The organism is Natronoarchaeum sp. GCM10025321 (assembly GCF_042663585.1).
Taxonomy (GTDB): domain Archaea; phylum Halobacteriota; class Halobacteria; order Halobacteriales; family Natronoarchaeaceae; genus Natranaeroarchaeum.
Genome location: NZ_JBHTAN010000001.1, coordinates 276,881 through 292,739 on the forward strand (window position 1 = coordinate 276,881; position 15,859 = coordinate 292,739).

At 61.9% G+C, this 15,859-nt stretch carries 12 protein-coding genes; 6 read left to right on the plus strand and 6 right to left on the minus strand.

Annotated features, from left to right (window positions below):
- Window positions 1-51: 51 nt before the first annotated feature.
- The gene (locus ACFQL3_RS01285) at window positions 52-372 is read right to left on the minus strand and encodes a hypothetical protein (RefSeq protein ID WP_377050705.1); all 321 of its coding nucleotides are present in this window, start codon (window positions 370-372) and stop codon (window positions 52-54) included.
- Window positions 373-504: 132 nt separating this feature from the next.
- Here ACFQL3_RS01285 and ACFQL3_RS01290 point away from each other — a divergent pair, with 132 nt between their 5' ends.
- The 4 genes from ACFQL3_RS01290 to ACFQL3_RS01305 all read left to right on the plus strand — a co-directional run bounded on the left by ACFQL3_RS01290 (window position 505) and on the right by ACFQL3_RS01305 (window position 8,105).
- The gene (locus ACFQL3_RS01290) at window positions 505-1,302 is read left to right on the plus strand and encodes a hypothetical protein (protein WP_377050707.1); all 798 of its coding nucleotides are present in this window, start codon (window positions 505-507) and stop codon (window positions 1,300-1,302) included.
- Window positions 1,299-2,570 carry a hypothetical protein gene (locus tag ACFQL3_RS01295; RefSeq protein WP_377050709.1) on the plus strand — a complete coding sequence of 424 codons (1,272 nt, stop codon included), beginning with the start codon at window positions 1,299-1,301 and terminating at the stop codon, window positions 2,568-2,570. The genes ACFQL3_RS01290 and ACFQL3_RS01295 overlap by 4 nt, the downstream gene beginning before the upstream one ends.
- Entirely contained in the window at window positions 2,567-6,121 is a 3,555-nt protein-coding gene (locus tag ACFQL3_RS01300; protein ID WP_377050711.1) for a UvrD-helicase domain-containing protein, read from the plus strand. Before ACFQL3_RS01295 ends, ACFQL3_RS01300 begins: the two co-directional genes overlap by 4 nt.
- Window positions 6,122-6,815: 694 nt before the next feature.
- The gene (locus ACFQL3_RS01305; protein WP_377050849.1) at window positions 6,816-8,105 is read left to right on the plus strand and encodes an orc1/cdc6 family replication initiation protein; all 1,290 of its coding nucleotides are present in this window, start codon (window positions 6,816-6,818) and stop codon (window positions 8,103-8,105) included.
- A gap of 729 nt (window positions 8,106-8,834) precedes the next feature.
- Here the strand turns inward: ACFQL3_RS01305 and ACFQL3_RS01310 are convergent.
- The gene (locus ACFQL3_RS01310) at window positions 8,835-9,812 is read right to left on the minus strand and encodes an IS1595 family transposase (RefSeq protein WP_377050713.1); all 978 of its coding nucleotides are present in this window, start codon (window positions 9,810-9,812) and stop codon (window positions 8,835-8,837) included.
- A gap of 9 nt (window positions 9,813-9,821) precedes the next feature.
- Window positions 9,822-12,026 (minus strand): type B DNA-directed DNA polymerase, encoded by a 2,205-nt coding sequence (locus tag ACFQL3_RS01315; protein WP_377050715.1) that lies wholly within the window; start codon window positions 12,024-12,026, stop codon window positions 9,822-9,824.
- Window positions 12,027-12,203: 177 nt separating this feature from the next.
- On the opposite strand from ACFQL3_RS01315, the gene ACFQL3_RS01320 reads away from it, so the two are divergent.
- Both ACFQL3_RS01320 and ACFQL3_RS01325 read left to right on the plus strand, forming a co-directional pair.
- Window positions 12,204-13,604, plus strand: a complete 1,401-nt coding sequence (locus ACFQL3_RS01320) for a selenium-binding protein SBP56-related protein (RefSeq protein WP_377050717.1) — start codon at window positions 12,204-12,206, stop codon at window positions 13,602-13,604.
- The gene (locus tag ACFQL3_RS01325; RefSeq protein ID WP_377050719.1) at window positions 13,605-13,928 is read left to right on the plus strand and encodes a 2Fe-2S iron-sulfur cluster-binding protein; all 324 of its coding nucleotides are present in this window, start codon (window positions 13,605-13,607) and stop codon (window positions 13,926-13,928) included. It abuts the gene before it with no gap.
- Window positions 13,929-13,952: 24 nt separating this feature from the next.
- On the opposite strand, the gene ACFQL3_RS01330 is transcribed toward ACFQL3_RS01325, so the two are convergent.
- The 3 genes from ACFQL3_RS01330 to ACFQL3_RS01340 all read right to left on the minus strand — a co-directional run bounded on the left by ACFQL3_RS01330 (window position 13,953) and on the right by ACFQL3_RS01340 (window position 15,857).
- Window positions 13,953-14,633 (minus strand): sensor domain-containing protein, encoded by a 681-nt coding sequence (locus ACFQL3_RS01330; RefSeq protein ID WP_377050721.1) that lies wholly within the window; start codon window positions 14,631-14,633, stop codon window positions 13,953-13,955.
- Window positions 14,634-14,889: 256 nt separating this feature from the next.
- Complete coding sequence (locus tag ACFQL3_RS01335; RefSeq protein WP_377050723.1) at window positions 14,890-15,543, minus strand: hypothetical protein; 654 nt, start codon at window positions 15,541-15,543, stop codon at window positions 14,890-14,892.
- Window positions 15,540-15,857, minus strand: coding sequence for a hypothetical protein (locus ACFQL3_RS01340; protein WP_377050725.1), 318 nt, complete (start codon window positions 15,855-15,857; stop codon window positions 15,540-15,542). The genes ACFQL3_RS01335 and ACFQL3_RS01340 overlap by 4 nt, the downstream gene beginning before the upstream one ends.
- Between the last annotated feature and the right edge of the window lie 2 nt (window positions 15,858-15,859).

Genomic DNA, 15,859 nt, shown 5'->3' on the forward strand with positions numbered 1-15,859 from the left:
CAACCGAGTCAGCATATATCACTTGCGGGGGACTTCAACAGAGCCACCGATTCAGACCTTTTTGGCTTCCTCAGAATCCCGACTCGAGGAACGCGAATCCATACGTAAATAGGCCCCGACGTAGCCGCCAACGCCACTCAGTGCGACGACCATCGACAGCAGCCAGAGCCCCACGTCATACGTCGGTTCCTCTGTCGTGTCTCTCCCGACGGTAACGAGGAAAAAGGCGCTGATCAGCAGGTTGATCCCGGCCAGTATCGCGGAAAGGACCTGATCGGCTGGCTGTGTGACGAGGAGGGCAATTGCGATGATCAGAAAGAGAAACCCGGCTCCGACTCGTTGCCGTACGTCGATCTCTCTGAAAACGGCCATCTGGAGAGTATCGAATCGACGCTTATAATCCTATCAGGCAGTTCAAGTGCGCAGAGAATAGTCTGAAGAGACACGAAGACGCTGCGGCGTCGAACGTACGATCTTCCCTCGGTGGCGGTCGGTGACACAACCATGGCACAAACACGACAGGGGCAACTTCCCCAGAACCTGACGCTCCACGTGGGCGAGGAGGAAGCGATACTGGAGCGAATTGCTGAGGCGCCAGCACGGACAGAGTTGGTTCTGACGCCGGTGGAGCTACATCGACGGAACATGCAGCGGCGGCTCCGCGAGTCACAGACGCCGAAGCAGGGAGTCGAGTTTGCCGATCCGACGGCGGTCGGCGAGCGGCTACTCACCACTGCAACGCTGTCGGCGAGTACGCTCGACCGGATCGATCGGCTGTCGGTGATCCGCGCGGTGCTTGCAGACGAGGAGGTGTCGATTACGCCGCCTGCCGTCCCGTCGGACGCCCGGACAGTCGAGCAGATCCGGACGGAAGTCGAGAGCGTGACCGGCTTTCACCCGGTACGACTCGACGCCATCCAGGACGTTGCCGAGGGGCTTGTCGCCCCCGTCGACGCCGACGCGATGGAACTCGTCGAGGTAGCGGTCGACATCGAGCGAGTACTCCGACAGCGTACTCCGAAGGCGGTCTCCGAAGTCGAATCGGTCCGGCGTGCGACGAGGGAGCTGCTCAGGTCGGACGGGGAGGTCTGGGACGCGGCGTACCCGGCGGTAGAGCGTGTCTCGCTCGCTGGAATCAGCAGCATCCCGATTGCCGATATCGACCTGCTGCACGCGCTCCTGGATTCGACGTCCGTCCCCGTCGATATCTACTGTCGACGCGGTACTGGGTCGTTTCTCTCGCGCCGCGTGGCCGAGATGCTTGACGTGGCTCAACCGGGAGCAGTGGTGTTCGAGTCGTGACGCCAGCGGACCGTCTCGCGCTCGCGGAGCCCCTCGATGACGCCGACGTACCAGTCGCGGAGATGGAGGCGACGACCCGCCGGGCAGAGGCTCGCGCCGTGATGGCGACCGTCGCCGCGCTCAGGGGCCAGGGCGTCCCTGTGCGCGATATCGCCGTCGTCGCGCGTGATCTCGACGGCTACGAAGCACCGCTGTACCGGGCGGCGATCCAGTACGGACTCACGCCGGTGTTCTGGACACAGCTACGGGTCACGCAAACGCGTCCGTACGCGCTTGTCGAAGCCGTGTGCGAGACGCTCGACGGCGGCGAACCCACCGCGGAGACGCTCTGCCGACCGCTCGAACACCGATGGAGTCCGGCGTCCGAAACGACACAGCCGTGGCCCCTCGATCCGAAGGACGTCGGGGCGGCAATCGAGGCGTTACCCGACGGTTCACGAACGCTTACGGAGTGGCGTGACGAACTCGCGGCGAATCCGACAATCGACGAGCGGTTCGAGCGCTACGTGGAGTGGCTCGACGACTGTCCCGAACCAACACCGGAGGCTGTCACTGACGTCCTCGACGCTGTGATCGACACGTACGAACAGCGCGGCCTGCCCGTGACGAAGGCAATCGATACGCCGGCCCTCGCAGAGACCGAACAGGACGCCCGGGCGGTGGTTCGCGTGAAGACGCTCGTCAGGCATCTGGGCCACAAATACGCGGATCGACTCGAGGAGGGAACTATCGAGCGGTCCTGGAGTGCCGTCGCGGAACTGGCGCGGCTGATGGTCACACAGCGCCCGGGGCGGCGAGAACACTCGAACGCACGCGCCGTGGACGTCCTCGAAGCGAACGACGTCTGGTTGCTGGACATTCCCTACGTGATCGGCGTCGGACTGGTCGATGGCGAGTGGCCCCAGCAGACCGACAGTGTGGTGCCGCCGGAACTCCAGGAAGCGATCCTTCGTGGGGCAGGTCGAGCAGGCACGCTTGCGCCACGGGCGGCATGGACCGACGGCCGTGACCGCGATCAGTTCGACGACACGGTACGGGCTGCCGGTGCCGGACTAATACTGACACGGCACACCGAGACGACTGCCGGAGAGGAACGGCGTCCATCCCCGCTACTGGAGTATCTCAGCCCCGAGGTCGTGCCGGTCGACGAGCGCCGGCGACTCCTCAGCGACGATCCGCAGCTTCCGACTGCGGTGCAGGCGATGTGTGAGGCTGTGGAAGGTGAGAAAAACGAGGACCGACGCAATAGCGAGGAGGGCAGACGATGAGCGAGGAGCCGATCCGTCTCGAGAACGCCCAGCAGGCCATCCGGGAGGCGTACTTCGAGCACGAGTCGGGACTGTTCACCCTCAACTGCGTCCCCGGGTCGGGCAAGTCCGTCGTTGCACATCACATCGCCGCAGAGGAGATCCTCCGCAGATACGTCGCAGGCGACACGACGCCCGAGCAACACGTCGCAGTCGTCTCGTTCAACCGGAACGAGGCGTCGAGCATCGTGCCGGAGATCCGCAGCCGTCTCCGGGAACTCGTTGAACACGACCTCGTCCCGGCTGCAAGCCAGATCTCGACCGCCGAACTCGATCACCTGGTACAGCGACTCAGTCAGGCACCACACGTCGGGACGATCGATAGCATCCTGCGGGACGTCGTGAGCGAGATTGCGGCCGATCTCGGCTTCGACGAGATGCCAACCGTCGGTAACGAGGCCCGGTTGCAACGACTGCACGCGACGTGTTACATGCGGGTTCGCGAAGCGCCCGATATCGCACAGCGGCTCGACAGGCTGGAAGCGGCGTATCCCGACGCCGAGTACAAAGACAGTGTGCGCGAGATGCTGACGGCCGCCGTCTCTCACTGTCGGGACCGTCGCCTCTCGACGCGCGAGTTCCGCGCAGAACTCGACGGGACTCTCGAAGACGTATACGAGGGAGGTCGGCCGGAATCGTTCGACGACGTCGTCGCCGCGGTCGAACGCTGCATCGGGACCTCCGGCGGGGCGGGCAGGTACGACGACCTCGACGAAGGCGAGCGCGAGAGGATCCGCGATGCGGATGCACGGCTACACGACGACTGGCAAGCCCGTCTCGACGACTTCTGTACGGTGTTTTCGGCGTATCGCAGTATGTATCGCCGACTCCTCCGCGATACTCACATCGTCTCGCATACTGACGTTGCCTATCTCGTCGACGCCTACTTCGACGGTCGTCTCGACGACCGATTCGAGGACGTGAACGACGCCCATCGCGAGCGGGTCAGAGCGCGCTACCACACACGGGTGCAGAGCCTGATCATCGACGAGGCACAGGATGTCTCGGCGATCCAGCACGCCGCCCTCTCGCATCTTGTCGCAGCCAGTACGCGCGTGTTCTGTGCTGGGGATCTGCTCCAGAGTATCTACCTGTGGCGGCACGCGGACCCGACGCTATTCGAGACGGCGACCGTCGACGGCACCTATCTCGGGCACGACTGGGACGTCCACGAGCACCGGACGGCGACGACGACATACCGGTGTCGGCCCGACGTTGCCAGTGCGATCAACGAGATCGCAGAGCCAGTCCTCACGGATCCAACACGCGGGGATATCGGCGACCTGAACGTGACCTATCCGGGCCTCGACGCCGACCGGGAGCCGACCGACGAAAGGAACGTCCACATCGCCGCGTTCGATCCGATGAGCGCGAGGCCGGACTCCTACGCCTGGGTGGATCCGGTCGACGGGATCGGCGAGGCAGATATTCTGGCGACGCTGCTCTCGAACGGGCTCGGCGACGGAACGTTCATCGACGAGGACGGCGAGCCGCTAGGGATTACCGTGCTGTTCCGGTGGTCCTCGAAGATGGAGACCTACGAGGAGACGTTCGTCGAGGCAGGTCTCAGCGTTCGCAACGCCAGCGAGTCGCTGTTCGAGTGTAACGTCGTCAGGAGCGTTCTCGATGTGTGTAAGTGGCTCGTTGCCCCGATGGCACCGGATCGGACACGCGAGCTCGTGCTGGAGGCACCGCTTGGTCTCGAAGCGCTTGCGGACGAGTTCGAGGCTCACGAGTGGGACATCGACGCCGTCCGCATGGAGTGTGCGCTCACTGACGAGCACCGGCACCTACTCGATGCGTTTGTCGCACTCCGCGAGCGATGCGACAGTTTCCGCTCCCGGCCTGCTGCGGCGTACGTCGAAGACGCCATCGAGCGGCTTGCCCTCCGGGCGGATCCTCACGACATGTTCGAGGTCGAACCGTCCCGGCGCATCGCCAATCTCGATGCGCTCGTCGAGACGCTCGAGGAGTGGGAAGCCGACGACCAACTCACGCCGGCCGAACTCACGGAACTGCTTGACCCGTTCCGCGAGAACGCCCATATCGGGCCGAACCAGCCCAGTACCGCCGAAGCGGACCACGACGTCGAGTTCCGAACGGTCCACGACATGAAGGGGGATCAGGACGACGTGGTCGTCATCGCGAACCCCGGCTTCGATCTCTGGAAGCATGGCCCCCACGCCCAGCGGTTCATTACGCAGGGACGGATCGCAGGGCTCGCCCCGCCAACGGAAGCCGATACACAGTCAGTGAATGCCGACACACCCACGGACATCTCACTGCCGCCGTACCGGAACGGTCTGTACGATCCGGACGACACGCGGGCCCGCGACGTCGGGCTACGCTGGGCGACGGCCCACTGGTCCGACGATTTCGGCGAGTCGAAAACAGCACCCTCACTCGTCGGCCCCGACCGGCTTCGTCGGACGGCGGCGAATGAACGCGCCGAAGGCTGGCGTCTGCTCTACGTCGCGCTCACGCGCGCACGTGACCACCTCGTCATCCCACTCCCGCGGTCGGACCCACACGAGTACAGTCCCCGTGACCGCTGGCTCGACGCGATGCAGGAGGGACTCGCGTTCACCGGCGACGAGAGCAGTGGCTACACCCGTGATACTGCGGCCGAATCGAACGACGACGCGTTCGAGATCGGTATCAACGACGTCACACTCGGTGCCACGTGGTCGAGCGCGACCCCTGCAACCACCGAGGACGTCGCCATCACCGCACCCCGTCGCGACGCGCTGGCTCCGTGGGTACCCCGGTTCGTCAACCCGAGCACGATGTATCCACTCACCGAGGCCCCGGAGGAGTACGTGCTCGATCATCTGCTCGGGCGGGCGCTGCATACGGACACGAACGACGTTCCCGAGGACATCCCCCTGCAGTTCGATCGACTGGGACCGGACGATGTCGGTACCTGCTTGCACGAGGTACTGACCAGGGTCGTCGAACGCGAACTGTCGGAGGACATACTGCGATCGGCAGACGGCGAGGTCCGGCACCTGTTCGACGAGGTTCTCGATGACGAAGCTCCCAGATCCGGCGTCGACGAGCGCGAATCACTGTTTGCGTTCTTTCAGGAGGAGATCCTCGACGAGTTCCTCGGGTCTGCGCTGTGGGAGCGACTCCAGTGTGCTGTGGACATCGCCGTCGAGACACCGATAGATGGACTCGTCACCATCGACGGCGTCGAGGTGGAACTCCACGGAACGGCCGATTTCGTCATAGAAACAGCTAGTGGCGACCGACACGTCGCCGACGTGAAGATCGCCCTTACCGATCTAACGCCGGACACCCGCCGTCGCTACGAGTTGCAGGTCGCCGCCTACGCGTACCTCTTCGAGCAACACGAGCACCAGCGAAAACACCACCACGAGCAACACCGGAAACAGACTGCACAGGTCCGTCGGGCAATCGAGACCTTCGGCGTCGAACGCGATACGATCACGTCGTCGTGGCCGCCAGCGGTCGTCGAACGGCGATTGGCCATGCTGCTAGACCTGTGAATGTCAGGTTCATCACTGCCGGATCGAGAGGGATAGCACCGACCTGCTTCGGGGGTGGAAGGCAACGACGCAACTGCGCAGTAAAAGGTACATACTGTACGCCTGATGGGGGAGACGGTTAACGAGGTCAGCAGAGAAACCGTCCAATATGCATTCCTTAAGATGGGGCACACCTCGAAGTGGAGAGCCCCCGTTTTCACATCGATGACGGGGGGTGCCGGTGAGTTACACTTCGATGCCGGGGTGTATGACGCGCGGCATACACTTCGACGACGGGGAGTAGCGAGAGAAGTTGTCGCGTGAGATACAATTGAGTTCGTAGAAGTCGAATCTCCATCAATTTACACATCGATGACGGGGGGTCTCCCCTCGAATGTACTTCGGAGACGGTTCTAACCGATTCGAGTCGGACCCGCCGAATACAGGGGGTAAACAGAGTATACCGTGTGTATAAACATCGACGGAGGTCAATCTTTTTAACCCTCCAACGTACAGAACCTGTATGGCCGGCAACGATCAGGATGAGACCGCTCGCTCACCCCCTGATGAACAACTCCGTTCGGACCTGGACGACGATGTTGACCCAGTTTCTGAGACGATTCCGGAGGAGGTCGACGAGACAGCCAGCAAAAACCTCGATCCCGAGACCGAGGAGGCGGCTTCTGGGGAAGGAAGCCAACGATCGATCAGGGAGATGCTCGACGACGAGGGAGCGGAGTCCGTCTTCGTCAATCGCGACCTCGTCGAACCCGACACGATCATCGACGAGGAGCGGATCGTCGGACGGGACGATCAACTCGAATCCGTGGTCTCGTTCCTGAAACCGACGCTGCAGGGGAACCGTCCGCCGAATATGCTGTTATACGGACCCGCCGGCACGGGAAAATCGCTCATTATCGGTGCGGTGACCCAACAGATCATCGATCTCTGCGAATCGAAGGGCGAACGCTTCGGCGTCGTCGACATCAACCTCCAACCGATCAACACCCTCGATCAGGCCGTCTACGAACTCGTCCAGACCGTCGCGAGCGATGTCGGTGCGCCGGTCGGTGTCCCCGAGACCGGCGTGTCGACGAAACGGAAGTACCGTCGCCTGTACGAACTCATCAACGGCTACTACGACTCGGTCATCTTTATCCTCGACGAAATCGACCTTCTGGTCGGCCGTCGCGCCAACGACGAACCCGCCCACTCGAAGCTACTGTACCAGCTATCGCGTGCCAGCAACACGAACGAGATCGAAGGCCGTGTCTCCGTCGCAGCGCTGACGAACGACCCGAAGTTCATGCAGGATATCGACGGCCGTGCCGAGAGTTCGTTCAACCCTCGCGACGTCTACTTCCCCGATTACGATGCGACACAGTTGCGCGAAATTCTCGATAATCGCCGGGACGCCTTTCGCGAGGACGCCCTCGAGGACGGCGTGATCCCACTCGTCGCCGCGTTTGCCGCACAGAGCCACGGCGATGCTCGAAAGGCGATCGACCTGTTTCGTGGTGCCGGCGACCTCGCCGACGAGCGTGGCGACGGCGAAGTGACCGAGGATCACGTCCGAGAGTCACAGGAAGAGATCGACAAGGACCGCTCTCTCAAACTCGTCGAGGGACTGACGATGCAAAAGAAAGTCTCGCTGTACGCCACTGCCGCCGTTGCATCCTATTCGAACCAGTCACGAAGCTCGGTTCCGAGTCCGGTCGGCTTCAAGATCTACCAGTGGGTCACCGACGAACTCGATGCCGACCAGATGACCCGCGAAACCTACGTCAAGTACGTCAAAGAGCTCTCGACGTATGGACTGATCTCGACATCTCGAAAAAGTCGCGGTCGTGGCGGCGGCATGTACATGGAGTTCACGTTCACCGGCGATCCCGAGGGCATGATGAACCGCATCGTCGACGATACCCGGCTAGAGGCGATCGCCGAACAGGAAGAACTGCTTCGCACAGTCGTCAACACGCAGCTACGAGACTTTCACGAGCAGTGATTCTTTACGGGCAGTGATTCTTTTCGCGAGCAGTAAATCGCTTCTCCGGATATTCTACGGGTTCTAGGCGTCTTACTCGGGGGAATTCGGACGACGTCGTGGGAACACCCCCTCCGTCATCGATGTGTAAACACGAACGAGATGGAACCACTCGTCCCCACACACCCCCCGTCATCGAAGTGTAAACTCGGGCAGTATCACCGCGGAAGACAGATATCGTCGACACCCTCCCCCCGTCATCGATGTGTAAACAGCAAGGAAGCAGGGGTGGGGGTCGGGGCGAGAGCGGGAGGGTCGAGGCAGGAGTGAGAGTTCGTTCGTCGAGAACGGGCTGCTAAAGGGCGTCTCGCTGAGGAATACTCCGGTCAAGAGACGAACCGTCGACAGGGCAACGACCAACTGAGTTACTCGGTCTTACTCGGTCGTTCCGAGAATATCTCTTCACTTACTCGTAACTAGGTCTATTACGGATACTGTTCAAGCTCTTGCTATATAAAACCCCGTCAGACTATAGTTACTTTTTAGATAATGTTGAAAACTATTGTCTAGGAGTTCATCGACCGTCTTAACCGTCGATGTCGTTCAAACCGTCGTTCCACACCCCCCCTTCCCCCACCCTCCTCTCGTGGTTTTACACATCGATGACGGGGGGAGGGAGTGGGGGGTCGTTCGCTCCATGCGAGTTTGTTTGTGACGTCTCCCGAAGTGACGTCTCTTGAGTAGTCGCTCTTATGTAGAGCTGCGGAAAGCCCCGATAACAAGACAGTCAATGGCTGAATCGACGGATTTACCAGATAGATTGAGTGAGCGGATAATGCCGAAGGTGTGAGCGGCCTGTTCCAAGCCCTGCTTGGACAGGCCGCGGAACTTCTGCAGCCACGGCTGGACAAGCGAAAACAGGCATTCAGCCTGGTTAATATGGATGCCTTCGGGCGATACGTATCTCTCCTTGTGAACGACTGTTTGGTGATCAAAGTCCATTTGTCGGTACGCTTGGAGTCCGTCGGTCCAGACCTCTCCCAGCGGCTGGGAGAGGTCTTCAGCCTCTTGAATCACTGGTTCAAGATTGCCTTCGTAGTCGATGCCGAGTTGGCCGCGAATTACCCGAAGCGAGTCGCGGCATGCCGCGACGAGCGTCAGCTGATCACCATGCCGTCCCCGCCAGCGTGATCGGCCTGTCTGGGACGAGCCGCCGCGAGAACGACTGTTTCGCGGCGGCTCTTGGCCTTTGTAGCCCGAACAGACTCTACCAGACTCGTCGACTTGTGTTGGTCCGTCGATGGTCTGGTTGAGCAGTTTCCAAACAACGGGGAAGCCGCGCTGAACCGTGGCTTCCACCTCTCGAATCGCCGTGTGAACGGTTTTGTAGGCTCGGCCGAGGAACGGCGCAATCTGGTTGATACTGAGCAGCGTGTCCGCGTAGAGTGTGAACGCGAGAAGCACCTCACCGCAGGAGAGGTGCTTCTCGTGGAATGGCGTGCCGTGGGTGAAAACCGGCTTAAAATTGCAGTCACGGCACCAGATTCGGTCGATTCCCTCCCACGTGACGATGCTCTGGTGACCGCACCGTGGACAGGATGTATTCTCCCAAAATTCCTTGAGTCGCCGCTCGATGCGGGCATCAAGCGGCTCGGTATTGATTTCGATGACGCCCAGCTCAATCAGCTGCCGAAACATCCCGCCGAACGCTGGCTGAGCAGAAGCCATATCGCCAAATTAGCGTCGGTTTAGTGTAACTATACGGTCTTTCCGCAATTCTACATAAGAGCGATTCCTGGTGAACGCCGCCAGACTCGTCTCGTGGGTCCCAGCGAGTTCCCGACGAATCTCCGTCCGATCCCACCCTAGCGATGAGAGGAGGCTCTCGACGGCTCTGACGAGTTGGGTCTCGTAGTACGAGGCGTCGTAGGTCTTGACGTCCTCGTGAGCCAGCGCGACACGGGCACGAGTCGATTTCTCGTCGTCGACGACCACGTACTCGATATCCTGCCCCGGGTGGACTGCCAGATCTTGCTCCCGAGCCCGTTTTAAGGCCGCCATGTTCTGGGTATTCTGCGAGTAGCCTTCCAGCGGCTTGGAAACACGATTTCGCTCGACGAGTCGCTCCACTGCTACGGTGTCCGCCTGTAGTTCGTTGATTGCTCGTTCGAGACGCCCGATTACGGCGTCCGGTGACCGCGTGGCATCGAGAATTTTGAGACAGTCCCGCTGGACGTCTTCGATGAACGACGGGGTCGACCGTTGTCGGGCTTCGATCCCGCGGAGTTTGAACTCGTCCTCACCGGCGACTTTGCCGAAGTACTTCGTCAGCGCGCCGGCGTCGCTGTCGCGCTGTGGGACGAACGCCACCCAGTCGTAGTGGGCTTCGTGTTCGAGCCGTATCTCGACAGCCTCCGTGATCGCCGTCGCGAGGATGTCGAGATCCTCGCGGTCATCGTCGTCGACGTCAGGATCCGGCGTCACCCAGATCGAATCGACGATGCCGTGGACGACGCGCCAGCCGCCGGCCTCCAGGCGCTGTTTCGCGGTCAATAGGATCTCGCGAGCGTACGCGTTGATCGCCTCGTGGCACTCGATTCGGCCGAATTTGGCGTTGCTGAACCCCTGGTAGCCAAAGCAGGCGACGAGGATCCACTTGAGCGCGCCCGAGCGCCCGTCGAGTTCTGCGAGCCGTTCCTGATCGGGCTCCTCACGCTGTTGTTCGCGACGGATCTCGGCCTTGATCTCGTCGCGAGCGTCGATGATCGGCTGGAGGACGTCGACGAGGTAGCCCCGCTCGTCACAGATCGAGTAGCCGAGTTCGGGCACGTCGTTGCGACCCGTGTGACAGTCACACCGGATCACGTCCGGCGAGACGTTCCGCGTGCAGATGATGTTCGGATAGAGGCTGGAGAAGTCGAGTTCGTGGACGTCCTCATGGAGGCCGACCTCGGGGGCGAAGATGAACCCGCCGCGGTCGGCGTCGTGGAGCGTTCCCATCGGCTTGTAGAACTCGTGGCGCCAGGAGTTCCACGGCACCAGCACGCCGCGGTCGTGGGCCTCACAGATCTGGATCGCGGTGAGGACGTTGCCGATTGACGCCCATGCGAGTTCCTGGACTGGCTTTTTTGATCGGGAGACGAGATCGAGCGCGCCGTCGAGGTTCGTCTCGCCGTAAAAGAACGTGTTCGACTCGTCGATGATCGCCCGGCCGGGCACGTTGTACCGGGCGGGGGAGTGGCCGACGCGGCCGTAGCTCGAATACGTCGACCGACTCGCGAGCCGTTGGTAGTCGACGCCGGGCCACCGACTCAGCGAGAACCCCTCGTTGGCGTCCGTGGCCATTTCGGACAGCGTCGGGATGATCTCGCTCGTCGAGCAGATCAGGATATCCGGGTCGTGTATATCGAGTGCCGCCTGGACCGCGGTCAGGATGTCCTCCGGTGGTCCCACGACGCTTTCGCCGCCGACGGAGAGTTCCGTGTAGGTGTCACCACCCGTTTCGGTCATCGGCACACCCAGTCGGAGCGTGGACAGGTCCGCCGCTGGCGTCGGATCGAGTCCATTCTCCAGACAGTACCGAAACTCCCGGGAGAGGTCGACGTTGAAGCAGGCGAGATCCCCGACCGGCGACGTCGATAGCTGGCGCGCCTGCCGGGCCAGCGACGTGACCCGGTCGATGTGGTCGACGTCGACGGCGAGTACCGCTTCGTCGTCGCGACGGAAGCCGGGACGCCGGTCGAGCACTTCGGTGCTGACGACGTCAGGATGGCGCTCGTACACTGGCTGGAGCCTCGTGATATCGCCGGCGGCATCGGGTGATCTGGGTGCGACGTAGAATCGCGGCGTGTAGCTGTCACACTCGGTTGCGACGGCGCCGTCGGCCGTCGCCGCCCATTCGAGGACACGGCCATCGTCGAGAAAATCTATCGTGAACGGCATGACCCCCCGGACTCCTTGCACATATCATGCAGTAGAGAACTGTTCCGGATGAGTGCTGGCGTGTCGCTTCCACGTTTCCGGAATCAACAGCTACGGGGAGTGTGCCAGCCATGGACCGACGTCGCGTCCGCAAAACACCCACATTATTAATTATATTAAACTCGAATTTCAACTGGGATGAGCACCGACGAACATACCCACAGTACGGAGGATCATGATCACGAACACCATGAAGTCGAGGGGCCGGGGTATCCGACGCCGGCGGCAATGCGAACCGAGAGCGGTCGGGAGAAGACGGCCTACGTGATGGCACCACGAGTCGGCATGGAGAACGCCGGACCCGACTTCGTCGGCATCGTCGACCTCGATCCGACATCGGACACCTACAGTGAACTTATCGACACAGTCGAGATGCCCAACAGGGGCGACGAACTCCACCACTTCGGCTGGAACGCCTGCTCGTCGTCCTGTCACGCCGAGGGGCTGTCTCGACAGTATCTGGTCGTCCCCGGCCAGCGGTCCTCGCGAATCCACATCATCGACGCGGAGGACCCGCGCAACCCCGAGATGGTGAAAGTCATCGAACCTGAGGAAGTGTTCGAACACGACCTGTCAGCACCGCACACCGTCCACTGTGTCCCCGGCGGCAAGGTCGTTATCAGCATGCTCGGTGACGCGGAGGGCGAACTCCCCGGTGGCTTCCTCCAGTTAGACCAGGACGACTTCAGCATCGACGGCCACTGGGAGGCCGACCGTGGCGACATGGAGATGAACTACGACTACTGGTACCAGCCCCGGCACGACGTTCTCATCTCCAGCGAGTGGGCCGCGCCGAACACGTACTATCCGGGCTTCGACCTCGAAGACGTCGAAGGAGGAGAGTACGGCGACAGCATTCACATCTGGTCGTGGGACGACCGCGAGCATCTCCAGACGCTCGAGTTCGGCGAGCAGGGCCAGATCCCGCTCGAAGTTCGGATGAGTCACAACCCCGAGGAGACGCAGGGATACGTCGGAGCGGCGCTGTCCTCGAACATCATCCGCTTTTACGAAGACAACGGCTCCTGGGACTGGGACGTCGTCATCGACGAGGAGCCACGCGAACACGAGGACTGGGACATGCCAGTCCCACCGCTCATCACGGATATCCTGCTGTCGCTGGACGACCAGTACCTGTTCTTCTCGAACTGGCTCCACGGTGACGTGCGGATGTACGACGTGAGTGACGCGGCCAATCCGCGACTGGTCGATCAGGTGTGGGCCGGCGGCCTGTTCGGCGACCGACAGCAGGTACAGGGCGAGGAGATTCGCGGCGCACCGCAGATGCTCCAGTTGTCCCGGGACGGACGGCGACTCTACTGGACGACGTCGCTGTTCTCCTCGTGGGACAACCAGTTCTTCCCGGACATCGCTGACGAGGGGTCGCTGATGCTCAAGGCCGACGTCTATCCCGACGAGGGACGGATGGAACTAGACGAGGAGTTCCTCGTCGACTTCGGCGACGCGCCGGGTGGACCCGCACGCGCTCACGAGATCCGCTGGCCTGGCGGCGACTGCACGAGCGACGTCTGGCAGTAGATGGCCGCCACCCACGCCGTCGAACTCGTCTGGCCGGACGGGCGGACCGAGACGCTGCGAGTCGGGGACGACGAGACTGTCGTCGACGCGGCGAACGAGGCCGACGTGGCGGTTCCGTACGGCTGTCTGTACGGTGCCTGTGGCACCTGCACCGCAGCACTGCTCGACGGCGACGTGTCCCACCAGAAGCCCGCGCGAGCGCTGAAACCCCGCTCGCTGGACGCCGGGTACGTGTTGCCCTGTATCGCCACGCCCGACTCCGACTGTCGACTGCGCGTCGGTCACGAGATTCAGGCCGAAGTCGTCGGCACTCCCTGGAAGTGAGCGAGGGACTCCCCCCTGGAACTGTTACCCCGTCTGTTCGGCAGTCTCCGTATTCTCCGCCCCCAGCAGGGCCGATGCGATAGAGGCGTTCGCCCCGGCGAACGCGTTCAGAATATGGAGGGCAGCGAGTGCGAGCAGGGCCCCAGCGGGCACTGCAACCGCCTGTTCAGTCGTGGTCTCGATGCTCTGTGCGACCTCCCAGCTGCCGACCGTGATGTTGAACGCGCCGTCGGGGAACACCGGCGTCAGCATCAGTTCGATGCCCGTTCCGAGGAAGGTGACCAGGAGAATAAACGAGAGTATGCCAATCCAGAACTTGAGAGCCACGAAGCCCAGCCCTCGCCACGTGGAGGCGGCCTGGATATACGCCTTCACAGTTCCGACGATACCCTCCCCGCTTTTCTGGACATCATCCGGAGCCGCGATGTTCGTTCCGAGGAGCGCGTTCGCGAGACCGCGCTCAAACGAGGCGATGTAGCGGAGTCCGATCACCGTTACCAGCAGGATGCCTAGCCCGACGATCAGCACCGACAGCCCGAGGCCAAGCGCGAATCCAACCGTCAGGAGCACGTAGTATGCCAGCCCGAGGGGGAAGGCAAGCATGAGGTACAGCAGGTTCTTGTACGTCTGTGCGTCCGCGACTACTCCAACGATACCCGAGATGCCGTCTCCAGTAGTTGCACTGGCGCTCGTTGATTGGCCCATCTCGTCATGGGATACGACGACAACAAATAAAGCGTACTTGCAGAGTTTCGGAGCGTGAAACTCCGCTCCGGAACGGGTCAGTGATCATACCGATCATTCTGCCCGTTCTATTCGTTTCGTTCGTTTTGTTCGTTTCTCACAACCCCTCTCAATCCCGTATTGGGGTTTCTCTCCGGCTCGTCGGCGGTGCCGCGGCGACGATCGACGTCGCACAGACAACACGGTCACTTCCCCGATTCGGACACAGATCGAAGACTCAGCTATCTACCACAGGGTCGAGCGATTTCATCGAGAAGTCAGACTTCGAGCAGTAGCGCTCGGCCAGATCCATCAGCGCCCGCGTTCGGCGGATATCTGCGACGTTGTGCAGTACGACCGCCTCGAACTCGCCGGCCTCCCAGGTGTCGACGGCCTCCGCGCTGTCCTCGAACGGATCGAAGTCACTTAGCCCGTCCCCGAGGAGTTCGTCGTAGACCTCCACGAGCGCGTTTTCCGTCGTGTTAAATCGGGATTCGAAGACCTCCATCGCCTCGATGTATGGGATGTCCTCGAACGGCCAGCCGAGGTCGTGGTAGTTGAGTCGCGTCCGGAGAAAGGGGAGATCGAAGCCGCCGTTCCACGTCTCGCCGTTGTACGCAACGAGTTTGATCTCCCGGTCGGAGAGCGTCGACTCGACGAAGGCGGCGACCGCTTTCAGGAGTGCGTACTCGCTCTCGTGCACCGAGAACGATACGGGGGTTCCCACCTCGTTGTTGATCCGTTGTTCGAGATCTGGCGGACACGTCTCACCGTCGGTGTTGAGAAACACGCGGGAGCTGATGGCTGCGTCGAAGCCGACGACCGTCAGCCGGTCCGTCGTCCCGAAGCCGGTCGTCTCGATGTCGAACGCGACGGTCGCCAGTCGTGTCATCGCGGGGGCCGGTCAGTTCGGTCCTCCGTGCGTTCCTGTCGGTCGCGTACCGTTTCGAGCGCCTCCTCCAGGTCGTCGAGCCGTTCGTCGTGGGCATCCAGCCGTGTCTCCTGTTCGAGGTCGATGCTGAGAAGCGCCGGCAGGAGCGGGTTCTGGTGGTTCAACAGCCCGCTGGCGTCGGCGTGCTCGCGAGCGTACATGAATAGCTGATCGAAGCGGGGCTGGTCGCGACGCCGGAGCGCTCGCCGGAACGTCGCCCAGCGCTCCTCGATGGCCCGCAATGCGTCCCGATACGTCGGATTGGTTCGGCCCATCG